At 69.2% G+C, this 22,436-nt stretch carries 16 protein-coding genes and 1 tRNA gene; 6 read left to right on the top strand and 11 right to left on the bottom strand.

Annotated elements, in window-relative coordinates:
- Window positions 1-90 precede the first annotated feature (90 nt).
- The 6 genes from rnr to G7B67_RS03595 form a co-directional block, all read right to left on the bottom strand.
- Window positions 91-2,598 carry a ribonuclease R gene (gene rnr, locus G7B67_RS03620; protein ID WP_166207980.1) on the bottom strand — a complete coding sequence of 836 codons (2,508 nt, stop codon included), beginning with the start codon at window positions 2,596-2,598 and terminating at the stop codon, window positions 91-93.
- Between the two features lie 97 nt (window positions 2,599-2,695).
- Entirely contained in the window at window positions 2,696-2,971 is a 276-nt protein-coding gene (locus tag G7B67_RS03615; RefSeq protein ID WP_243412231.1) for a hypothetical protein, read from the bottom strand.
- Window positions 2,972-3,026: 55 nt separating this feature from the next.
- On the bottom strand, window positions 3,027-4,886 hold the full coding sequence (locus tag G7B67_RS03610) for an ATP-binding response regulator (protein WP_166207977.1): 1,860 nt from the start codon (window positions 4,884-4,886) through the stop codon (window positions 3,027-3,029).
- 2 nt (window positions 4,887-4,888) lie between these two features.
- Window positions 4,889-5,515 (bottom strand): YfiR family protein, encoded by a 627-nt coding sequence (locus G7B67_RS03605; protein WP_166207974.1) that lies wholly within the window; start codon window positions 5,513-5,515, stop codon window positions 4,889-4,891.
- 16 nt (window positions 5,516-5,531) lie between these two features.
- A complete protein-coding gene (locus tag G7B67_RS03600) occupies window positions 5,532-7,430 on the bottom strand; it encodes a TOL_0244 family TonB-dependent receptor (RefSeq protein WP_166207972.1) in 1,899 nt (632 codons plus the stop codon).
- Between the two features lie 164 nt (window positions 7,431-7,594).
- A tRNA-Leu gene (locus G7B67_RS03595) sits at window positions 7,595-7,681 on the bottom strand.
- A gap of 196 nt (window positions 7,682-7,877) precedes the next feature.
- On the opposite strand from G7B67_RS03595, the gene rnk reads away from it, so the two are divergent.
- The 4 genes from rnk (at window position 7,878) to G7B67_RS03575 (ending at window position 13,978) form a co-directional block, all read left to right on the top strand.
- Window positions 7,878-8,303: a nucleoside diphosphate kinase regulator gene (gene rnk / locus G7B67_RS03590; RefSeq protein WP_166207969.1), complete on the top strand. Its 426-nt coding sequence runs from the start codon at window positions 7,878-7,880 to the stop codon at window positions 8,301-8,303.
- A 32-nt stretch (window positions 8,304-8,335) separates the two neighbouring features.
- Entirely contained in the window at window positions 8,336-10,579 is a 2,244-nt protein-coding gene (parC, locus tag G7B67_RS03585) for a DNA topoisomerase IV subunit A (protein WP_166207966.1), read from the top strand.
- A 258-nt stretch (window positions 10,580-10,837) separates the two neighbouring features.
- A complete protein-coding gene (locus G7B67_RS03580) occupies window positions 10,838-11,494 on the top strand; it encodes a thiopurine S-methyltransferase (protein WP_166207962.1) in 657 nt (218 codons plus the stop codon).
- Window positions 11,495-11,539: 45 nt separating this feature from the next.
- A complete protein-coding gene (locus G7B67_RS03575; protein WP_243412230.1) occupies window positions 11,540-13,978 on the top strand; it encodes a penicillin acylase family protein in 2,439 nt (812 codons plus the stop codon).
- A 24-nt stretch (window positions 13,979-14,002) separates the two neighbouring features.
- Here the strand turns inward: G7B67_RS03575 and dapE are convergent, their stop codons facing one another.
- The 5 genes from dapE to map all read right to left on the bottom strand — a co-directional run bounded on the left by dapE (window position 14,003) and on the right by map (window position 20,113).
- Window positions 14,003-15,130 (bottom strand): succinyl-diaminopimelate desuccinylase, encoded by a 1,128-nt coding sequence (gene dapE / locus G7B67_RS03570; protein ID WP_166207959.1) that lies wholly within the window; start codon window positions 15,128-15,130, stop codon window positions 14,003-14,005.
- Between the two features lie 30 nt (window positions 15,131-15,160).
- Complete coding sequence (locus tag G7B67_RS03565; protein WP_166207956.1) at window positions 15,161-15,517, bottom strand: Spx/MgsR family RNA polymerase-binding regulatory protein; 357 nt, start codon at window positions 15,515-15,517, stop codon at window positions 15,161-15,163.
- Window positions 15,518-15,630: 113 nt separating this feature from the next.
- Window positions 15,631-16,554: a 2,3,4,5-tetrahydropyridine-2,6-dicarboxylate N-succinyltransferase gene (dapD, locus tag G7B67_RS03560; RefSeq protein ID WP_243412240.1), complete on the bottom strand. Its 924-nt coding sequence runs from the start codon at window positions 16,552-16,554 to the stop codon at window positions 15,631-15,633.
- Entirely contained in the window at window positions 16,527-19,172 is a 2,646-nt protein-coding gene (glnD, locus tag G7B67_RS03555) for a [protein-PII] uridylyltransferase (RefSeq protein WP_484482026.1), read from the bottom strand. Before glnD ends, dapD begins: the two co-directional genes overlap by 28 nt.
- 164 nt (window positions 19,173-19,336) lie before the next feature.
- Window positions 19,337-20,113 (bottom strand): type I methionyl aminopeptidase, encoded by a 777-nt coding sequence (gene map, locus G7B67_RS03550; RefSeq protein ID WP_166207947.1) that lies wholly within the window; start codon window positions 20,111-20,113, stop codon window positions 19,337-19,339.
- Between the two features lie 316 nt (window positions 20,114-20,429).
- Between map and rpsB the strand changes: the two genes are divergently transcribed.
- Window positions 20,430-21,302 (top strand): 30S ribosomal protein S2, encoded by an 873-nt coding sequence (rpsB, locus tag G7B67_RS03545; RefSeq protein WP_166207944.1) that lies wholly within the window; start codon window positions 20,430-20,432, stop codon window positions 21,300-21,302.
- A 161-nt stretch (window positions 21,303-21,463) separates the two neighbouring features.
- Window positions 21,464-22,342, top strand: coding sequence for a translation elongation factor Ts (gene tsf / locus G7B67_RS03540; protein WP_166207941.1), 879 nt, complete (start codon window positions 21,464-21,466; stop codon window positions 22,340-22,342).
- The last annotated feature ends 94 nt before the right edge of the window (window positions 22,343-22,436 follow it).

Genomic DNA, 22,436 nt, shown 5'->3' with positions numbered 1-22,436 from the left:
AGCGGCTTCAACCGCGAGCGCTGGCGTTGCCGGAGCCGTGCCGGGAGTGCGCGGCCGCAGCCGCTCTACCAGGTGCGCCTGCCGACGGCGTCAATACTTTGCCTTCCTGCGCTTGGCCGGCTGTCCACGCGGGGGCGGCGGGGGAAGGCCGCCCGCGGCGTCGTCGCGTTCCTCCACCAACCGGAAATCGATCCGCCGATCCTCCACGCTGGCCTTGAGCACGACGATCTCCACGCGATCACCGAGGCGATACTCGCGCCCGCGGCGCTCGCCGGTAAGCGTCTTGCGGATCGGGTCGAAGTGGTAGAAGTCCTTCGGTAACTGGGTGACGTGCACCAGGCCGTTGACCTTGGATTCGTCCAGCTCGATGAACAGGCCGAAGCTGGTGACGCCGCTGATCGTGCCGCGGAACTCGCCACCCACGTGCTGCTCCATCCATGCGGCGCGATAGCGCTCGTCGACTTCGCGCTGCGCTTCGTCCGCGCGGCGCGAGCGCTCGGAACATTGCAGCGACAGCGCCGCCATCGCATGCGGCGAGTACTGGTAAGTGTCCGGCCGGCCGCCGGCAAGCGCGTGCTTGATCGCGCGATGCACCAGCAGGTCGGGATAGCGCCGGATCGGCGAGGTGAAATGCGCGTACGCCGACAGCGCCAGCCCGAAGTGGCCGATGTTGTCCGGCGCGTACACGGCCAGGCTCTGGCTGCGCAGCACCACGGACTCCAGCAGCGCCGCGTCGGGGCGGTCGCGGATGGTCTCGAGCAACTGGCGGAAATCGCGCGGCTGCACCTTGCCCCAGGGCGGCAGGCGCAGCTTGAACTCCTTGAGGAATTCGACGAGGTCGGCGTACTTGGCTTCCGGCGGCTTGTCGTGGTCGCGGTACGGAGCAGGCACATGCGAACCGAGCAGGAATTCGGCCGCCTGCACGTTGGCCGCGATCATGCATTCCTCGATCAGCTTGTGCGCGTCGTTGCGCTGGATCATTCCGGCCTGCGTGACCTCGCCCTGCGGGCCGAGCACGAAGCGCACCTCGGACGTCTCGAACTCGATCGCGCCGCGCTTGGCGCGCGCCTTGTCGAGCACGCGATAGAGCTGGTGCAGGCGCTGCACCTGCGGCAGCAGCGATCCGACGTACACCAGCGCTTGGTCGCGATCCTCGTCCGGAACGCCCTCTCCGACGGCATTCCAGACCTGGGTGTAGGTCAGGCGCGCATGGGAGTACATCACCGCTTCGTAGAACTTCGCGGACCCGACGATGCCGTTGCGGTCGACCTGCATGTCGCAGACGAAACACAACCGGTCCACCTTCGGCTTGAGCGAGCAGATGCCGTTGGACAGCGTCTCCGGCAGCATCGGCACCACGAAGCCCGGGAAGTACACCGACGTGGCGCGCCGGGTCGCTTCCTCGTCCAGCGGCGTGCCCGGCTGCACGTAGTGCGAAACGTCGGCGATGGCGACCACCAGGCGGAAGCCGTCGCGGTTGGGCTCGCAGTACACCGCGTCGTCGAAGTCCTTCGCGTCCTCGCCGTCGATCGTCACCAGTGGCAGCGCGCGCAGGTCGACGCGCGCGGCGGCGGCCGCGGGATCGACGTCCACCGGGACCGCCGCGGCCTGCGCCAGCACTTCGGGCGGGAACTCGTGCGGGATTTCGTGGCCATGGATCGCCGCTTCGACCGCCAGCGACGCGGTGAGCCGATCGCCGAGCACGGCCAGCACGCGTCCGATCGGCGGCCGACGGGCGTCGGGCGGCTGCACGATCTCGCACACCACCAGTTGCCCGGCCTGTGCTTCGAGCCGCGCGTCCGGCGGGATCATGATGTTGCGCTGGATGCGCTTGTCGTCCGGCACCACGTAGCTGATGCCTGCCTCGAGGGTGAAACGCCCGATCAGGCGGGTGACGCGACGCTCCAGCACCTCGACGATGGCGCCTTCGCGGCGGCCGCGGCGATCCACGCCGGTGACGCTGCCGAGGACGCGGTCGCCATGCATCGCCTTGCGCATCTCGAACGGCGGCAGGAACAGGTCGTCTCCGCCTCCCGCATCCGGGCGCAGGAATCCGAAGCCATCGGGATTGGCGATCACCACGCCCGGAACCAGGTCCATGCGCGCGGCCGGGGCATAGCCGCCGCGGCGGTTCTGCAGCAGCTGGCCGTCGCGCAGCATCGCGCCCAGGCGCTTGTTCAGCGCATCGAAACGATCGGGCGCGGCCAGGCCGAGCTTCCCGGCCAGCGCCTCGGCATCCATCGGCCCATCGGACGCCGCCAGCAGTTGCAGAATCATCTGCCTGCTGGCGATCGGCTGTTCGTAACGGGCGGCTTCGCGCTCGGCGTGCGGATCGCGCAGGTCCGGCGACGGCGTGCCGCTATCGGGCGTCGCCGCCGCGCGCCCGGGTGCCGCCGACCTGGCGCCTGCGCCGCCCATGGCGCGTGCCAGTCCGGGGTCGGGCATCCAGCCGGGTCGCGCGGGGGCGTCGCTGGTCTTGCGCGATCGCGCCGCCGGGGCATCGCCGCCGCTCTTCCTGGCCCGGGGTGCCGGGGCATCGCCACCGGGGGATTTGCCGCGGCCACGACCGCCGCTGCGCTTGCTGGGGGGTTTGGTCATCGCGACGATGGTACACGGCGCCCGCGGCGGGCCCGTCGCGATGGCAGGTCCTGTCGCGCGATGGCCCGGTCAGCGATGTGGGCAGGCGGCGCCGGCGTCAGCAACGGATGTGCAGGTCGGGCTCGGCATCGATGTGTCCATCGGCTTGGAGCACGACATGGCGGTTCTGGCCAGCGTGGAACAGCACCGGGATCGGATCGCGGAACAGTGGCCTGCGCACGAAGGCCAGCCGCCAGCCGAAGGCTTCCAGCGTCACCAGCGCGTCCAGCTGCGCCGCGGTCAGTCCACGGCGCAGCGCGACCGCCTTCTCCCGCTCGGATTGTTGTCGACGCTCGCTACCGAACACCGCCGCCCCCTTGGCTTCAATCCGCACAGGTGCCCCGTTCCCGCGCTGGATGTTGCATGAAGCCGCGGCTCCCGTCACGGCCTCAGGCGGGCGTCATGCCCGCGGCGCTGGCGACCGCCGCCACCAGCGTGTCCGGTTCCACCGGCTTGGCCAGGTGGATCTGGTAACCGGCGTCGAGTGCCCGGCGCTGCTCCTCGGGACGCGCGTAGGCCGTCAGCGCGATCGCGGACAGGTGGGCACCGGCCTGGGTTGCGCGCACGCGCCGCAGGAGATCGTAGCCGTCGAGGTCGGGCAGGCCGATGTCGCTGACCAGCACGTCGGTGCGGCCGGCGCCAAGCCGGTCGAAGGCGTCGCGCGCGTTGCCGGCTTCGGCCACGATGGCGCCGGCCGATTCCAGGATGTTGCGGATCACCGCGCGCATGTCGTCGTGGTCTTCGACCACCAGCACCCACAGGCCGGATAGCGCCGCGGCCGGGGTCGCCTCCGGCGGCGCGGCAATGCGCGGCGTCCGGCGCGACTCGACGGCGATCGGCAGCGACACCACGAACCGCGTGCCCTGGTCTCGACCCCGGCTTTCGGCATGCACGGTGCCTCCGTGCAGCTCCACCAGCTGCCGGACCACCGCCAGGCCGAGCCCCAGGCCGCCATGGGCGCGCGTGATCGAACCGTCCTCCTGCCGGAACCGGTCGAAGGCGTACGGCAGGAACGCCGGATCCATGCCCGCGCCCTGGTCCTCCACGATGATGTCCAGCTGCTGCCCGGCGTGCACCGTGCGCACGCTGACTTCGCTGCCGGGGGGCGAAAACTTGATTGCGTTGGACAACAGGTTCCACACCACCTGCTGCAGGCGCGCCGGGTCGCCGCGCAACGGCGGTGGCGGCGAGGCGAGCTTCACGTTCAGCGACACCTGCCGGCTGGCGGCGGCATGGGCCAGCGTTTCCTCGGCCGCCCGGATCACCGCATTGATGTCGACCGCATGCACGTCCAGGCGCAGCGAGCCGGACACGATCCGGCTCATGTCCAGCAGGTCCTCGATGATGCGCGCCAGGATCCTGCCGTTGCGCTCCATCACTTCCAGGCCCCTGGAGAGTTCCTCCGCGCCGCGCGGCAGGCGCAGGATCTGGATCCACGCCAGGATCGGCGACAGCGGCGTGCGCAGTTCGTGCGACACGGTGGCGACGAACTCGTCCTTCAGCCGGCTGGATTCCTCCGCCTGCCGGTGCGCTTCCAGCAACGCCTGGCGATTGCCCTGGATGCGCTCGAGCATTTCGTTGAAGGCGTCGGTGAGGTTGCCCAGTTCGTCGCTGCTGATGCGGTGCGCACGCAGGCTGTAGTCGCCGCTGTCGCGCACGCGCCGGCTGACGCGTTCGAGTTCCAGCACCGGCGTGGTCACCACCCGCCGCAATCCGCGCGCGAGCACGACCGCCAGCAGCACGCCGCCCAGCGACAGCACGCCGGTCTGCACGGCCAACATCAACGCGCGCGACGCCAGCCGGCGGTCGTTGAATCCGACCTGCAGGCGGCCATGTGCGCCGGCCATGTCGCGCACCGGCACCACCAGCACGAAGCCGCGGCCCACCCGCCACTGGCCCGGTGGATACAGTTTTGCCGAAGGCCGCGGCGCACCGGGCGCCGTGAAGCTCGCCAGCACCTGCCCATGCATGTCGACCAGGCGCGCGTTGTCGACATCGGGCACCACCTTCAAGGCCGACAACGCGCTGCCGGCCATCTCGCTGTCGCCGAAGGACAACGGCGCGCTCGCGTTGGAGGCCACGATCAGCGACTGGGCGGTGATCGATTCGATCAGCAACTGCCGGTAGGTGGTGTAGCCGCGGATGCCGGCGGCCACCGACACCGCCAACGCGGCCGTGCCACTGATCAGCGCCACCAGCCAGACGATCTTGGCGCCGACCGTGCCCAGGCGGTGCAGCGGGTTGCGCATGTTCACTCCTCGTCCAGTGAGGTTGGCGCGGTCCGCGCGAGGACCATGACGCGCGCGCTGACATCGACCGAGGACTGCTTGATCGCGGCTTCGTTGGCGCAGAAGTTGACCCGTCCCTGGTGATCGAACAGCGCCAGCATTCCGCCCTGGCGCACGAAGTCGCCGCCGATGCCGACGGTCAGCACCGGCTTGCCCGCGGTGGCGGCGATGACGGCGCCGTTCCAGCTACGGTGGCTGGGTGCGACGAATACCACGCGCGCGTCGTCCAGCGTCGCCTGCAGCGTGCGCACCGCTTCCCTGCGCACGGGTGCGAGCGTATTCAACGCGATCGCCCGCACCCGCAGCGCATGCCCCTGCACCGGTCCGTTACGTTCGGCCAGCCGCCGCAGGTCGGCGGCGATGGCGGACGGTCCGATGACAGCGATCACGTAGTCGCCGTTGCCGCTGTCGCTATCGGGCCAGCGACTGTAGCGGACGAAATTCAGGACGTAGGCTTCGTAGATGCTTTCGGCATCCAGCGCCTGCGCACCGCCGCCGGGGAGCGCCGCAAGCATGCACGCGCACAACAGCCACGACGCCCACTGGCGCATGGCGGCCGTGACACCGGTCGGTGCCGTGCGCGGGCTCATGCGGCCGCTCATGCGCTCACCAGCCGACCGTGATGTCCACGTAGGCCACGCGCCCGAAATCCGATGGCTGCAGGCCGTCGGACGGCTGCAACTCGGCATGGCGATGGTCGAGCAGGTTGCGCGCGCCGACCCCGATCTCCGTCGTCGGCGTGGGGCTGAAACTCCAGCGCGCATCGAGCTGGACATAGCCCGGTATCGCCGGCGACGGCAGCGCGCTGACGTAACGGGCAAAGGCGGACAGCTGTTGTCGCGTGCCGATCCGGCGGGTGGCGCGCAGCAGGTATTGATGTTCCGGATCGTTGCCCTGGTCGGCGATCGCCGGCGAGTCGCCGCCGCCGTCCATCAACTCGAAATGCTCGCGCAACTCCAGGAAGCCAGCCGCGATTTCCCACTGCCCCGGCATCCGCAACGTCGCCCAGCCTTCGGCGCCCCAGGTGCGGCCCTGCACCGTATTGGCCACGTAGACGCCGCCCTGCGGCGCCGGTGTGCCGCCGCGCAACCGGTTGTGCCAGTGGTGGAAGGCGGTCAGCGAGAACGACATCCAGTCGGTGGGCTGCGCCCGGTAGCCGACTTCGGCGACATTCGATACTTCAGACTGGAAGTCCGGGCCGCCGCGGATGAAATAAGGCTCGTTCGCCGGAAAGAAGAAGTCGCGGTCGAACCGCGCCGGCGAACGCACCGCGCGCGACAACGCACCCCATATTAGCGCGCCGCCGTCCTGCCGCCAGGAGAAGCGCGCGGTCGGCAGCACCTCGACGCCCGTATAGGAATTGCTGTCCAGGCGCAGGCCGAAGTTCGCCGTCAATCGCCCACTGATCGCGAACTGGTCCTGGACGAAGACATTGGCCCAGCGCAGCGTGCGATCGTCCGGCACCAGTTTCGCCAATGCGCCGGGCCGGCTGTCGTCGCGCGCCTGCCGGTAACCCAGTCCCCAGGTGAACTGATGCGCGCCGGCGCGCTTGTCCTGCACGAATTCCACGTCGGCGATCGCCATGCGGTCGTCGATCACGGCCGGGTCCAGGCGATGGACATAGTCGTAATACGCCTGCAGCGACCACTGGTCGTCGGGGGACAGTTCGCGCGCCCAGCGCCCGACCACGTTGTGGCCCCGCACTTCGACGGGACCGAAGCCGCGCGGCGCCGAGCGCGCGGTGAAGGCATCGCCTTCCAACGAGTAGGTATCGGCGCCCTTGCGCCAGTTGCCGCGGAAGCCGCCCTGGTCCTGCGTCCAGTCGTCGGGAATGGCCATGCCATCGGCGGTTTCGGACCCATCGTGCTGGTCGCGCGCGGCATACAACCGGATCGCACCATCGCTACCCGCCGCGATCGTCTGCGCAGCCGCCACGCCGTGGCCATCGGCGGCAGCCCAGCCCTTGGCGAAGCCGCCGGAGGTATCGCGCGCAGGACGCATGACGATGTTGATCACGCCGTTGACGGCGTTGGCGCCCCACGCGGCGGCGCCGGGGCCGCTGACGACTTCGATCCGCTCGATGTCTTCGACCAGCACCCTCTGCTGGTCCCACAGCACGCCCGCGAACAGCGGGGTGTAGATCGGGCGCCCATCGACCATCACCAGCAGCTTGTCGCTCAGCGAGGTCTTCATGCCGCGCGCGGACACCGCGTAGCCGGCGCTGTTGATCTGGGCGACCTGCAGGTTGGGCGCCAGCCGCAATGCCTCGGGCAGGGTGCGGATGCCCAGCGCGCGCAGGTCGTCGCCCTGGATCACGTACACCGATGCCGGCGTGTCGCTCAGCGGCGTCGCGCGCCGCGAGGTCGCGGTGACCTTGACGTCGCCCAACTGCTCCAGGCTCAGGTTGAGCAGCGACGCCTGGTCGCTGGCCGCGTCGGCGCGCGCCCGCGGCGCGATCGCCGCCAGGCCGATGGCAGCAAGCAGCAGGACGGTGGACTTCGACATCGCGTGGCCTTCCCCGGCGGTCGCACAGGTGACTGGAGGGTGAAAGCCCGCAGCCTAGCGCATGCATGCATGCCCGGATTCACGCATCGGCGGCATACAAATGACCCGGGCGCCGCAGCGGGCGGGCAAAAAAAAACCCCTGATTGCTCAGGGGTCTCATGACCTGGTGCCCGGGAGAGGACTCGAACCTCCACGAAGTTGCCCCCGCTAGCACCTGAAGCTAGTGCGTCTACCAATTCCGCCACCCGGGCAGGTGCAGGGCGCGTATGTTGCGGTGCGGCGATGGGCTTGTCAACGAGGCGATTGAACGAAGCGGTCCGGGCCGATCCGTCGGGCGCGGGCGGTGTTGCCCTCTCCGGCGTTCGCGGCTAACTTCGGCCGCAACCCACGTCCCGACGCGGCGGTCGCGCCCAGCGCATCGCCGGCGCCAGCTTTTGGAGATCGACCATGGAAAATCCGCCTCCCGCACCCACGGAACGACCGCCGCTGCTGCTCTCCCGCCTGGATTGCGACCGGCTGGAAGCGCTGCTCGAAAGCCAGCCGGGCGTGGACACCCGCGAACTGGCGGCCGAACTGGCGCGCGCCAGCATCGTCGAGCCGCGCGACATGCCGGCCGACGTCATCACCATGAATTCCACCGCGCGCTTCCGCGACGAGGAATCGGGCGAGGAGCGCGACATCACCCTGGTCTATCCGCGCGACGCCGGGCAACGCCCCGACGCCGTCTCGATTTTGGCCCCGGTCGGCAGTGCGCTGCTCGGGCTGCGCGTGGGCGATGCGATCCAGTGGCCGATGCCGGGCGGACGCAACGCCCGCCTGCAGGTGCTATCGATCGGGCACCAACCTGAAGCGGCCGGCGAACTGCATCGCTGATCCGCCGTCCCGACGCCTCCACCGGACCCTGCATGAACGACACCGTACGACCGGCCTTCCACGGCTTCGAACAGATCCCGCTGCGCGAATACGCCGAGCGCGCGTATCTCGACTACTCGATGTACGTGGTGCTCGACCGCGCCCTGCCCTTCCTCGGCGACGGCCTCAAGCCGGTGCAGCGCCGGATCATCTACGCGATGAGCGAGCTCGGGCTCGGCGCCGGCGCCAAGCCGAAGAAATCCGCGCGCACCGTCGGCGACGTCATCGGCAAGTTCCATCCGCACGGCGACAGCGCCTGCTACGAAGCGCTGGTGCTGATGGCGCAGCCGTTCTCCTACCGCTATCCACTGATCGATGGCCAAGGGAATTTCGGCTCCTCCGACGATCCCAAGTCGTTCGCGGCGATGCGCTACACCGAGTCCAAGCTGACGCCGATCGCCGAGGTCCTGCTCGGCGAACTCGCGCACGGCACCGTCGACTGGGCGCCGAACTTCGACGGCACCCTGGAAGAGCCGATGTGGCTGCCGGCACGCCTGCCGCACCTGCTGCTCAACGGCACCACCGGCATCGCCGTCGGCATGGCCACCGACGTGCCGCCTCACAACCTCAACGAGATCGTCAGCGCCTGCGTGCGCCTGCTGGACGATCCCGACGCCAGCGTGCGCGACCTGTGCGAGCACGTGCGCGGCCCGGACTACCCGACCGAAGCGGAAATCATCACCCCCGCGCACGACCTCATGGCGATGTACGAAAGCGGCGGCGGCAGCGTGCGCGCGCGGGCCACGTTCATGCGGGAAGCGGCCAACATCGTCGTCACCGCGCTGCCCTACCAGGTGTCGCCGTCGAAGGTGATCGAACAGATCGCGGCGCAGATGCGGGCCAAGAAGCTGCCGTGGCTGGAAGACATCCGCGACGAATCCGACCACGCCAACCCGACCCGCATCGTGCTGATCCCGCGCTCCAGCCGGGTCGCCGCCGAACAGCTGATGGGGCACCTGTTCGCGACCACGGACCTGGAAAAGAGCTTCCGCGTCAACATGAACGTGATCGGCGCCGACGGCCGCCCGCAGGTCAAGAACCTGCGCGTGCTGCTGACCGAGTGGCTCGCGTTCCGGTTCGACACCGTCACCCGCCGGCTGCAGCACCGGCTGGACAAGGTCGAGCGCCGGCTGCACCTGCTCGAAGGCCTGCTGACCGCGTTCCTCAACCTGGACGAGGTCATCCGCATCATCCGCGGCGAGGACGAACCCAAGCCGGCGCTGATCGCGCGCTTCGGGCTCAGCGACGACCAGGCCGACTACATCCTCGAGACGAAACTGCGCCAGCTCGCGCGGCTGGAGGAGATGAAGATCCGCGGCGAGCAGGACGAGCTGGCCACCGAACGCGAGCGCCTGCAATCGATCCTCGGCAACAAGGGCAAGCTGCGCAAGCTGGTCAAGGACGAACTGTTGGCCGATGCGAAGAAGTTCGGCGACGCACGCCGTTCGCCGCTGGTCGCGCGTGGCGCGGCCCAGGCGCTGGACGAAACCGAACTGGTCCCCAGCGAACCGATGACGATCGTGGTCAGCGACAAGGGCTGGGTGCGCGCGGCCAAGGGCCACGACGTGGACGCCTCGACACTGAGCTATCGCGAGGGCGATCGCCTGCTGGCCGCGGTGCGCGGGCGCAGCACGCAGCAGGTGGCCTTCCTGGATTCGACCGGGCGCAGCTATTCCACCGCCGCGCACACGCTGCCCAGCGCGCGCGGCAACGGGGAGCCGCTGACGGGACGCTTCGCCCCCGCGCCCGGCGCCTCGTTCCAGGCGCTGGCGACCGGCGACGACGATGCGCGCTTCGTGATCGCCAGTTCGCACGGCTATGGTTTCGTCACCCGCTTCGAGAACCTCACCGGGCGCAACAAGGCCGGCAAGGCACTGCTGTCGCTGACGCCCGGCGCGCGCGTGGTGCAGCCGGCGGCGATCACCAGCCTCGACAGCGATCGCGTCGTCGCCGTCACCACGGCCGGCCACCTGATCGCGTTCCCGGTGTCGGAACTGCCGGAACTGGACCGCGGCAAGGGCAACAAGATCATCGACATCCCGAAAGCCAAGCTCGGCACCGAGCGCGTGGTCGCGGTGGCCGTGGTGGGTCCGGGGGCGACGCTGCAGGTGCGCTCGGGCGCACGCACGATGTCGCTGTCGTTCAAGGACCTGGGCGAGTACGTGGGCAGCCGGGCCACGCGCGGCGGGCTGTTGCCGCGGGGGTGGCAGAAGGTCGATGGCCTGTCGGTCGAATGACGCCGGTCCTGACATAACCGTAGCCGCGGTAAGCGCAGTGCACCGGGGTTTGGCGGCAATGCATTCCCAGGTGCGCCGACGGCGTACCCGGGCTACAAATCAACACATCCCGGAACCGGATGAAACATGCAGGCCCGTATCCCGTAGCCGGGAAAGCGCAGCGCACCCGGGGATTTAGTCGTATTGCCTTCCCGGGTGCGCCTTCGCCCTACCCGGGCTACGAAATCCACATTCAATTGAAACCGGGACACACGACACATGGATCCTGACTTCTGGCAGCAACGCTGGCGCGATGGCCGGATCGGCTTCCACCAGCCGCAGGTCACGCCGCTGCTGGAGCAGTACTGGGACGCCGCCGGCATCCCGGCCAGTGCCCGCGTGCTGGTGCCGCTGGCCGGCAAGTCGTTGGACCTGCCGTGGCTGGCGGCGCGCGGCCACCGGGTGCTGGGTGTCGAGCTGTCGCCGATCGCCGTGCAGCAGTTTTTCACCGAACACGGCCTGGAGCCGCGGATACATGCGTCCGCCAGCGGCCTGCACCACGTCGCCGGGGATATCGAAATCATCCTGGGCGACGTGTTCGCGCTGGAGCCGGGCCTCATCGCCAGCTGCACCGGCGTTTACGATCGCGCCGCACTGATTGCGCTGCCGCCGGCGCTGCGCGACCGCTACGCCTGCGACGTGTACGGGCACCTGCCAGCAGGCTGCCGTGGCCTGCTGGTCACGCTGGAGTATCCGCAAGGTGAAAAAGCCGGCCCGCCGTTTTCGGTCCACGCGCCGGAGGTCCGCGCGCGCTTCGGCACGGACTGGACACTGGACCTGTTCGAGCGCAGGGACATCCTCGGCAGCCAGCCCGGATTTGTCGCCGAAGGCGTGAGTGCGTTGCACACCAGCGCCTGGGGCCTGCGCCGGCGCTGAGTCCGTTATCCTCGCGGTTGGGGAAAACACCGGACTGCAAGACCGATGGCTTTGCGACGGAACGACACGCGCCAATCCACGCCCAGGTCGATCCGGCCGCAGCGGCCGCGCGCCGGACTGGCGACATGGCTCAAGCGCGTGGCCCTGGCGCTGCTGTTGCTGCTTGGACTGCTGGCGGTGACCGCGTGGGCGTTGCTGCGCGGCAGCCTCGCAACCATCGATGGCGAGGAGTTGCTGACCGGCTTGTCGGCGCCGGTGAAGATCCAGCGCGACGCGCTGGGCGTGGTCACCATCGATGCCGGCAGCGAGGCCGATGCGGTGCGCGCACTGGGCTACGTGCATGCGCAGGAGCGGTTCTTCGAAATGGACCTGATGCGGCGTTCGGCCGCAGGAGAACTGGCCGAGCTGTTCGGCCCGGTCGCCGTCGACACCGACCGCAGGCATCGCGTCCATCGCATGCGCGATCGCGTGCGCGAGCATCTGCCGGCGATCGCCAGTGCGGACTCGGGCGTGCTCAATGCGTATGTCGACGGCGTCAATGCCGGGCTCGCGAGCCTGAAGGTGCAGCCGTGGCCGTACCTGTTGTTGCGCAGCAAGCCGCGCCGCTGGCTGGCCGAGGACTCGCCACTGGTCGGCATTGCGATGTATTTCGACCTGCAGGACGCCAGCAACCAGCGCGAACTTGCGATGTGGGAGCTGCGGCAGGCACTGCCGGCGCCGCTGTATGCCTTGCTCGACCGCGACGGCACGCTCTGGGACGCGCCGCTGGTGGGCGCGGCGCGCGGTGAAGTTTCGCTCCCCGGGCCGGGCACGCTCGACCTGCGACAGCTGCCAGTGCCTGCCCATCCGCACGCACTGGCTGCCATCCTGCCGCCCACCCGCGTCATCGGCAGCAATAATTTCGCCGTCTCCGGTGCACTGACGCGCGACGCCCGGGCCATCGTCGCCGATGACATGCACCTGCAGTTGCGCGTTCCCAACATCTGGTTCCGCGCACGCCTGCGTTATCCGGATCGCCGCGCCCCGGGCGGGCGGGTCGATGTCTCCGGATTCACCCTGCCCGGATTGCCTATGGTGATCGTCGGCAGCAACGGACACGTGGCCTGGGGATTCACCAACAGCTATGCCGATGTCGCCGACTGGGCTGTGGTCGCGCCCTGTCCACGACCGGCGGGACAAACATGCACGCCGGTCACCCATCATCGCGAGCGCATCGACGTGGCCGGGGCCGCGCCGGTGGACCTGGACATCAACGAAACCGCCTGGGGCCCGGTGCTGGCGAAGGATCCGCGCGGCAATGCGCTGGCCCTGCGCTGGGTCGGGCAGCGTCCCGGCGCGGTCAACCTGGGCCTGCTGCAACTGGCCACCACGCGCGACGTCGGCACCGCGCTCACCGCGCTCAGGACCACCGCGATTCCGGCGCAGAACGTGCTGCTCGCCGATACGGGCGGCAACATCGCCTGGCACATCGCCGGCCCGCTGCCACGGCGGATCGGCAAGTGCCAGTCCACCGCGCCACGCCCGGTACTGGTGACGCCCACCTGTCCGCCCTGGGCGGTCGGCGAATCGGGTGTCACCCGGCAGTCGCCCGCCTACACGCGCCTGTGGACGGCGAACAACCGCACCCTCGACGGCAGCGAGCTGGCCCGCATCGGCGGATCGGAATATGCCCTGGGCGCGCGTGCGCAACAGATCCGCGACGACCTGCTGGCGCAACCGCAATGGGACGAGCGCGACCTGCTCGCGGTGCAACTGGACGACCGTGCGGTTTTCCTCAAGCGCTGGTGGACGTTGCTGCGCGACGACGCGGCCCGTGCGCGGACGCCGGCGCTACGCGCGCTGTCCGATGCCGCCGCGACCTGGCAGGGCCATGCCAGCACGGGCTCGACCAGCTACCGGATCGTGCGCGCGTGGCGGCTGGCGGTACATGCCCGCCTGCTCGACGGACTGACCGCGCCGGCGCAGGCGACGTTGGGGGACAACTTCATCCTGCCCAACCTGCCTCAGTTCGAAGGCGTGGCGTGGGCACTGGCCAGCCAGCGGCCCGCGAACCTGCTGCCGCGACGGTTCGCCAGCTGGGATGCGCTGTTCGAGGATGCCGCGCAGCAGGTGCGCGACCAGCTCACCGCGCACGGCCCCCTGGCGCAACGTACGTGGGGCGAGCGCAACACCGCGAACATCTGCCATCCGCTGGCCGCCGCAGTGCCGGGGTTCGTGCGACCACTGCTCTGCATGCCACCCGACCAGCTGCGTGGCGACAGCAACATGCCGCGCGTCACCGCACCTGATTTCGGTGCGTCCGAACGCATGGTGGTTTCGCCCGGGCACGAGGCCGACGGCATCATCCACATGCCCGGCGGCCAGAGCGACAACCCGCTCTCTCCCTTCTGGGGCGCCGGCCATGCCGCCTGGGTGCATGGCGCGCCGACGGCGTTCCTGCCGGGCGAGCCGCTGCACACCCTGCGACTGCTGCCGGCGCAGTAGCGCCGACAGCGCGTCGTCGCCGTTCTACCGCAGCAGTCGCTCGATCAGCGCGAGATACAGCTCCGGCAACGCCTGGAGATCAGCCACCGCCACATGTTCGTCCACCTTGTGGATGCTGGCGTTGACCGGGCCGATCTCGATGCACTGGGCGCCCAGCGGCGCGATGAAGCGCGCGTCCGAGGTCCCGCCGCCAGTGCTTTCCTCCGGCGCCGCGCCGGAGAAGCGGGTCAGTACATCGCGCGCCGCCGTGCGCAGCGGGCCTTCGGGGGTGTGGAAGGGCTCGCCGCCGCGGTACCAGTGGATCGCGTAATCCAGCGCATGCGCGCGCAGGATGGCCTCGCATTCGTGTTCCAGCTGTTCCGCGCGCCATGTGGGATTGAAGCGAAGGTTGAACATCACCTGCAGTTCGCCAGGGATGACGTTGTTGGCCCCGGTGCCGGCGTGGACGTTGCTGACCTGCAGGCTGGTCGGCGGGAACGTCGCATAGCCATCGTCCCAGCGGCGCGCCACGAGCTCGGCCAGCGCCGGCAACGCCTCGTGGATCGGGTTGCGCGCCTTGTCCGGATAGGCGACATGGCCCTGGATGCCCTGCACGGTCAGTGTCGCCGACAGCGTGCCACGACGGCCGACGCGCAGCAGGTCGCCAAGCGCGCGCGTCGACGAGGGTTCGCCGGTGATGCACCAGTCGATCGACCGGCCGCGCGCGGCGAAATCCGCCGCGACCTTGCGCACGCCGTCGATCGCATCTCCTTCCTCGTCCGACGTCAGCAACAGCGCCACGGTGCCGCGATGGCCGGGATGGGCGGCGACGAAACGCTCCAGCGCGATCACGAACGCGGCGACGCTGCCTTTCATGTCGGCGCTGCCGCGGCCATAAAGCACGCCGTCGCGCACCGTCGGCACGAACGGATCGCTGCTCCATGCCTCGCGAGGGCCCGGGGGCACGACGTCGGTGTGGCCCAGCAGCATGAGCACCGGCGCGCCATTGCCATGGCTGGCCCAGAGGTTGTCGACCGCACCATGGGGCATCGATTCGCAGGCGAAGCCCGCCGCCTGCAGGCGCGCGGCGATCAACGCCTGGCAGCCCGCATCGTCGGGCGTGATCGACGGCTTTCCGATCAGTTCACAGGCCAGGTCAAGAACGTCCGACACGCAGTCTCCTCGGCGCAGCCACTGCGCGTTTCAGTCGATCGAAAATCGCTGCTTGAAGCCTTTGTCGCTGAAGCCCTGCGAGACGACGCCGTTGTCGGTCACCACCAACGGGCGCCGGATCAACTGGGGATATTCACGCAACAACAAACGCCACTCCGCGTCGGAGCCTGGCGCCTTTCGATGCGGGGACAGGTTGCGCCACGTGGTCGACGACTTGTTGACCATCAGGTCCCAGCCGCCGACCTGTTCCTTCCACTGCGCGAGCATGTCCGGGGTTGGCGGTTGCTCGCGATAGTCGACGAAGGCGTGCGCGACGCCAAAGCGGTCGAGCCATTTGCGCGCCTTGCGGCAGGTGTCGCAGTTGGAGAGGCCGTAGACGGTGGTCATGGATGCTGCTCCGCTATTGCCGCCGTCCCTGCAACACCAGGATCCGGCGACTTTGACCCGCCATGGTAAGGGCCCTGGGTTGCTGCCTGCGCAGGAACGACACGCATCAATTCCTAATCCGCCAGCCCACGCAGCAGCTCGTTGATCGAGGTCTTGGCCCGCGTCCTGGCGTCGACCTTCTTCACGATCACCGCGCAGTACAGCGAATGGCTGCCATCCTTCGCCGGCAACTGGCCGGACACGACCACGCTGCCCGGGGGCACGCGCCCATAGCTCACCTCGCCCGTCGCACGGTCGTAGATGCGGGTCGACTGGCCGAGGAAGACGCCCATGCCGATCACGCTGTGATGGCCGACGACGAATCCCTCGACCACTTCCGAGCGTGCGCCGATGAAACAATGGTCCTCGATGATCGTCGGGCTGGCCTGCAGCGGTTCGAGCACGCCGCCGATGCCCGCGCCGCCGGACAGGTGGCAATGGCGGCCGACCTGGGCGCAGCTGCCGACCGTGGCCCAGGTATCCACCATGGTGCCCGCGCCCACGTGCGCACCGATATTGAGGAAGCTCGGCATCAGCACGACGTCCTTGCCGACGAACGCGCCGCGACGCACGATCGCCCCCGGCACCACGCGCGCGCCGAGCTTGCGGAAGCTGGATTCGTCGAAGTCCGCGAAGCGCGCCGGGACCTTGTCCCAGAACGGCGCCGGGTCGGCTTCGATCAGCTCCATCTCCTGGGTGCGGAAGTAAAGCAGCACGGCTTTCTTCAGCCACTCGTTGACCTTCCAGCCGCCCTTTCCGTCAGGCTCGGCGACGCGGAATTCGCCGCTTTCCAGGCCGTCGACGACGCGCTCCACGGTCGGCCGGGTAGACCCTTCGAGTTCCTCTGGCGTCAGCATCGTGCGCCTTTCCCAGGCGCTGTCGACCATGAACTTCAGCTCATCGACGCCAGTGCCGCGGGGCTTGGGTTTTGCCTTCGCCTTGGCGACTTTCCTGCTGGCCTTGCGCTCGGTCATTGCGGTGCGTCTCCTTCCAGGCAGGCGAGCAGCGCGTCGCGCAGCGCCTGCTGTCGTTGCGGATCGTCGAGCGCGCGGTCGCGCTCGTCGGTGATATGGAACACGTCCTCGGCGCGCTCGCCGAAGGTCGCGATGCGCGCATCGTGCACGCGCAGCCGCTGCCGGCGCAGCGCCTGGGTCACGTCGGCGAGCAATCCCGGGCGATCGGTCGAAACCACGCTGAGCAGGGTGCGGGCACCGTTTGGCTCCCTGGCCGGGATCGTTTCCAGCCTCACCTGGGGCGCGATCCGGAAATGCTTCAGGTGCCGTGGGCGGGCGCGGCGCGTCGGCCGCACGGCGTCCAGGTCCGGCGTGGCCAGCACGTCGGAGAGCCTGCGCGCGACATGCCCGGCATCGACCTTGCCGTGCTGCTCGGCGGGAATGACTTCGAACGTGTCGAAGACGTTGCCCTCCGGGCCATCGAACAGCCGCGCCTGCTGGATCGCCAGTCCGAGCCGGTCGAGCGTGGCCACGATCGCCGCGAACAGGCCGTCGCGATCGGCCGAATGCACGAAGACCTCCAGCGCGCCGGCATGGCGCACCAGCGGCCGCGCGTTCACCAGCGTTGCCCCGTCATGCACGTCGCGCAAGGCCAGCGCCTGCCAGGCGATGTCGGCACTGCGGCCGCGCTGGAAGGCGGCGACGGGAAGACGCGCGAGCATGCGCTCGATGCCATCCTCGGCGACGCCCTGGGCGCGCAGCAGCGCATGCGCCTCCTCGCGCGTCTCGCGCGCCCGTTCCTCGCGCGCCAGCGGGTGTTCCAGCCCACGGCGCAGTGCCAGCCGCGTGGCCAGGTACAGATCGGCCAGCAACCGGTCCTTCCACGCATTCCACAGCTTCGGCGAGGTTCCGGCGATGTCGGCGCAGGTCAGCAAATACAGCAGGTCCAGCCGCTCGCGATCGGCGACCTCGGTCGCGAAGCGATGGATGACCTCCGGATCGCCGATGTCCTGCTTCTGTGCGGTCACCGACATCAGCAGGTGCCGGCGGACCAGCCATTCGATCAGGGCGGTATCGCCGGCTGACAGCCCATGCGCGGTGCAGAACGCGCGCGCGTCGACCGCGCCCAGTTCGGAATGGTCGCCGCCGCGACCCTTGGCGATGTCGTGGAAGAGTCCGGCCAGCAGCAGCAGCTCCGGCTTGCGCAGGCGCGGCCAGACTTCGTGCGCGATCGAGAAGCGCTCGTCGGCGGTGCCGGAGGCGAAACCGGCGATGTTGCGCAGCACCGCGAGCGTGTGCTGGTCCACGGTGTAGACGTGGAAGAGGTCGAACTGCATGCGCCCGGAGACATTGGCGAATGCCGGGATCCAGCGGCCGAGCACGCCCAGCCGCGCCATCCGCGTCAGGGTCTCGACCGGCTGCGGTCCGCGCAGCAGCGCCATGAAGCCATCGCGCTGCGCATGCTCTGCTTCGTTGTAGGCGGGCAACCAACGCAGCGCTTCGGCCAGCGCGCGCGCGGTGAGCGAATGCAATCCGCGCAACTGCGCATGCGCGGCCCAGGCGGCGAACAGCGCGAATACGTCCGCGATCCCGCGCGGCCAGGCAGCGTCGGTCGCCTGCAGGTAGCCGCGGCGCATGACGAAACCGTCGACCAGCGGCTCGGCGGCCGCCTCGCCTTCGAGCTGCTCCTCGAACCGCTGCAGCAATCGCTCGTTGACCCGCAGCACCAGCGCGGCGCTGCGGTAGAAGCCCTGCATCAACTGTTCGACCGCCAGCGCGTCCGCGGAGTCGACATGGCCCAGGCGCGCGGCGAGCGTCTTCTGGTAGTCGAAGCGCAACCGCTCCTCGCGCTTGCCGGCCACCAGATGCAGGCCGAAGCGCAGCCGCGACAACGCCCGCCGCTCGCGTTCGATCGTCGCCAGTTCATCGCGGCCGAGCTGGCCGAGCTCGACCAGCGAATCCAGGCCGCGCGCGCCCAGCACGCGCAGGGCCATCCAGCGCAGCGTCTGCACGTCGCGCAGGCCGCCGGGTCCTTCCTTGAGGTTGGGTTCGAGGTTGTCGCTGGTGTCGTCGAAGCGTGCGTGGCGCGCCCGTTGCTCCTCGCGCTTGGCGACGAAGTACTCGCCCGGCGGCCACGTGCGGCCCGGCGCGACGGCGGCCGCGAGCGTCGCCTGCGCATCGGCGTCTTCCGCCAGCGGGCGCGCCTCCATCAGCGCGGTGAGCACGGTGATGTCGGCCGCGGCCGCCTGCGCGCATTGTTCAGGCGAACGCACCGCATGTCCGACCGGCAACCCGACGTCCCACAGCAGCGCGAACAGGCGCGCCAGCGCCTCGTGATGCGCTGCCTGCGCCGCCGGGTCGGCGAGCACCAGCAGGTCGATGTCCGATTGCGGAAACAGCTCGCCATGGCCGTAGCCGCCCACCGCGAACAACGCCGTCGATGCCGGCTGCGGCAGGCAGCGTTGCCAGGCCTCGCGCACGATCGCATCGACCGCGCGCGTGCGCGCCGCCAGCAGCAGGTCGACGTCGTCGCCACGATCGAAGCGTTCGGCAAGCGCGACGTCGACCTTGGCCAGCGCGGTGCGGCTGGTGCTCGACCACGCGCTGTCGCTGTTGTTGCCGGCGTCGCCCGCCAGCACTTCGCCGGCGGATGCATCCGCCACCGCCGTCGCAGCGACATGGTCGCTATCGATTGAGGCGTGGCCGGCTGCCGCGTGGTCGACAGGCGCGTGCTCGACGGGCGCGTGCTCGACGGGCCCGCTTTCGCCAACGTCACCGACAGGAGCACCCGGGCGCGGCGTCGTCCCTCGAGCGGCGCCGGAGGTGCTCACAGGTCGTTGTCGTCGCCCGGCAGGCGGGTGAGGATCTCGACGCCGTCGTCGGTCACCGCCACGGTGTGCTCCCATTGCGCCGAGAGCTTGCGGTCGCGCGTGACCACGGTCCAGCCATCGGGCAGCAGGCGTGTCTGCCGGGTGCCCTCGTTGATCATCGGTTCGATGGTGAAGGTCATGCCCCGCTTGAGCACCAGGCCTTCGCCCGGGCGCCCGTAGTGCAGCACCTGCGGATCGTCGTGGTAGACCTGCCCGATGCCGTGGCCGCAGTACTCGCGCACCACCGAAAAGCGCTCGGCCTCGGCGTAGGACTGGATGGCGGCGCCGACATCGCCGAGCGTCGCGCCCGGCCGCACCGCGCGGATGCCGCGGAACATCGCCTCGCGCGTCACCTCGACCAGGCGCCGCGCCATCACCGACGGCGTGCCGGCGAAATACATGCGGCTGGTGTCGCCGTGCCAGCCGTCCTTGATCACGGTGACGTCGATGTTGACGATGTCGCCGTCCTTCAGGATCTTCACCGGGCTCGGGATGCCGTGGCAGATCACGTTGTTGACCGACGTGCACACCGTCGCCGGGAAGCCGCGATAGCCGACGTTGGCCGGGATCGCCTGCTGCACGTTGACGATGTGGTCGTGGCAGATGCGGTCCAGCTCCTCGGTGCTCACGCCCGGCTTCACGTAGGGGGCGACGACCTGCAGGACCTCGGCGGCCAGGCGGCCGGCCACGCGCATCTTCTCGATCTCTTCGGGGGTCTTGGGCTGGATCGTCATCCGTCCATTATCGCCCATCACGCCCGACCCGGGCCGGCGGCACGCCCCTCGGCTTGCCGTAACCGCCTGTTGCCACTACACTTCCGCGGCTGTCCCGGGTCCATGCCGGGCGGCGCCCACGCCGGCGAAGCATCCCGCGGGATGCAGGCGAATCCACACCCGTCGACAACCCCTGCTCCGGGGTGCCCGCGCAAGCGGGTTCGGACGCAGTGACGACGGGGAGGCCCAACCCCGGAATCTTCGCCACCGCAGCCTGTCGCTGCAGCGGCGACCGCCCCATCCACTGGCGGACGATTCCCCATTCGGAGTGTCAGCAATGCCCCAGATCACCATGCGCCAGATGCTGGAAGCCGGCGTCCATTTCGGCCACCAGACCCGCTACTGGAACCCCAAGATGGCTCCGTTCATCTTCGGCGCCCGCGGCAAGATCCACATCATCAACCTCGAGAAGACCGTGCCGCTGTTCGGCGACGCGATGAACTTCATCTCGGCCATCGCGCAGAAGCGCGGCATGATCCTGTTCGTCGGCACCAAGCGCAGCGCGCGCGACGCCGTGAAGGAAGAAGCCGAGCGTTGCGGCATGCCGTACATGACCCAGCGCTGGCTCGGCGGCACGCTGACCAACTTCGCCACGGTCAAGAAGTCGGTCTCGCGCCTGAAGGAGCTCGAAGCCGGCGAAACCGACGGCAGCTTCCAGAAGCTGGTCAAGCACGAAGTGCTCGGCCTGCGCCGCGAGCGCGAGAAGCTGCTGGCCTCGCTCGGCGGCATCAAGGAAATGAACCGCCTGCCCGACGCGCTGTTCGTGATCGACATCGGCCATGAAGACATCGCCATCAAGGAAGCCAAGAAGCTCGGCATCCCGGTGATCGCGGTGGTCGACACCAACTACGACCCGGCGCTGGTCGATTACCCGATCCCGGGCAACGACGACGCGATCCGCGCCGTGCAGCTGTACGCGCGCGCCGCCGCCGACGCCGTGCTCGAAGGCAAGGCCGCCGCGCCGCAGGCCGCGACCGTGCGCGAGGACGAGTTCGTCGAACTCGACGCCGAAGGCAATCCGGTCAAGGCCCCGCGTGGCCGCGCCCCGGCCAAGAAGGCACCGGCGAAGAAGGCCGCTGCAACGCAGGCCGACGCCGCGCCTGTCGCCGACGCCGCGGCCGCTGCCGAAGAAGCCCCGGCCGCCGAGTAATCGCGGCCGTCCTGTGGCCGCGCACGTCGCGGCCGCTCTTTACTTTTTGCTTCGTCATTCCCGCGAAGTCGGGAATCCAGCGACGTTGCTTTAGATGGCTCGATGCCCTGGATCCCCGCCTTCGCGGGGATGACGTCTTCAACCATTACGAGGTCCACCCCATGGCAGAAATCACCGCATCCCAGGTCAAGGAACTGCGCGAGCGCACCGGCGCCGGCATGATGGAGTGCAAGAAGGCACTGACCGAGAACGACGGCAACATCGAGGCCGCCGCCGACTGGCTGCGCAAGACCGGCCTGGCCAAGGCCGACAAGAAGTCCAGCCGCGTCGCCGCCGAAGGCCGCATTGCCATGGCGCAACAGGCGCACAAGGCGGTGCTGGTCGAAATCAACTCCGAGACCGACTTCGTCGCCAAGGACGAGAACTTCGTCAAGTTCACCGATGAAGTGGCGCAGACCGCGCTCAACGGCGACGCGCAGGACGTCGAGGCGCTGAAGTCGACCAAGACTTCCTACGGCCCGACCGTCGACGAAGCCCGCCAGTGGCTGGTGGCCAAGGTCGGCGAGAACGTGCAGGTCCGCCGCATGGCCAAGCTCGAGAGCGAAAACACCATCGGCGCCTACGTCCACGGCGGCCGCATCGGCGTGCTGGTCGAGGTCAAGGGCGGCAATGCAGAGTTGGCCCGTGGCCTGGCGATGCACATCGCGGCGATGAATCCCCCGTACATCTCGCCCGCGCACGTGCCGGCCGATTTCGTCGCGCGCGAAAAGGAAATCGCGATGGCGCAGGTGAAGGATTCCGGCAAGCCGGTCGAGATCCTCGAGAAGATGATTTCCGGCAAGGTCGCCAAGACCGTGTCCGAGATCACCCTCACCGGGCAGCCGTACGTGCTGGACACCAACCAGACCGTCGAGGCCGCGCTCAAGGCCGCCGGCGGCGCGCAGGTGCTGAACTTCGTCCGTCTCGCGGTCGGCGAAGGCATCGAGAAGCAGGCCGACGACTTCGCGGCCGAAGTGATGAAGCAGGCCGGCCTGGCGTAAGCCATCGCGCCGCGCGACCCGGGAAACCCGCGGGAAACCGCGGGTTTTTTGTTGCCCTGGGGACGCCTTCGACGCATCCGCTACAATCCGCCGT

The organism is Cognatiluteimonas telluris (genome assembly GCF_011320095.1).
Taxonomy (GTDB): Bacteria; Pseudomonadota; Gammaproteobacteria; order Xanthomonadales; family Xanthomonadaceae; genus Cognatiluteimonas; species Cognatiluteimonas telluris.
Note: the sequence above shows the minus strand (reverse complement) of the source record. Positions and strands in the feature narration are given on the sequence as shown.

Coding starts and splice junctions, on each gene's coding strand:
- G7B67_RS03605 (WP_166207974.1), bottom strand. CDS start 5,515: ATGAGCCCGCGCACGGCACCGACCGGTGTCACGGCCGCCATGCGCCAG.
- G7B67_RS03565 (WP_166207956.1), bottom strand. CDS start 15,517: ATGACCACCGTCTACGGCCTCTCCAACTGCGACACCTGCCGCAAGGCG.
- G7B67_RS03610 (WP_166207977.1), bottom strand. CDS start 4,886: ATGCGCAACCCGCTGCACCGCCTGGGCACGGTCGGCGCCAAGATCGTC.
- rnk (WP_166207969.1), top strand. CDS start 7,878: ATGGAAAATCCGCCTCCCGCACCCACGGAACGACCGCCGCTGCTGCTC.
- rpsB (WP_166207944.1), top strand. CDS start 20,430: ATGCCCCAGATCACCATGCGCCAGATGCTGGAAGCCGGCGTCCATTTC.
- rnr (WP_166207980.1), bottom strand. CDS start 2,598: ATGACCAAACCCCCCAGCAAGCGCAGCGGCGGTCGTGGCCGCGGCAAA.
- G7B67_RS03575 (WP_243412230.1), top strand. CDS start 11,540: ATGGCTTTGCGACGGAACGACACGCGCCAATCCACGCCCAGGTCGATC.
- G7B67_RS03600 (WP_166207972.1), bottom strand. CDS start 7,430: ATGTCGAAGTCCACCGTCCTGCTGCTTGCTGCCATCGGCCTGGCGGCG.
- map (WP_166207947.1), bottom strand. CDS start 20,113: ATGACGATCCAGCCCAAGACCCCCGAAGAGATCGAGAAGATGCGCGTG.
- parC (WP_166207966.1), top strand. CDS start 8,336: ATGAACGACACCGTACGACCGGCCTTCCACGGCTTCGAACAGATCCCG.
- G7B67_RS03580 (WP_166207962.1), top strand. CDS start 10,838: ATGGATCCTGACTTCTGGCAGCAACGCTGGCGCGATGGCCGGATCGGC.
- tsf (WP_166207941.1), top strand. CDS start 21,464: ATGGCAGAAATCACCGCATCCCAGGTCAAGGAACTGCGCGAGCGCACC.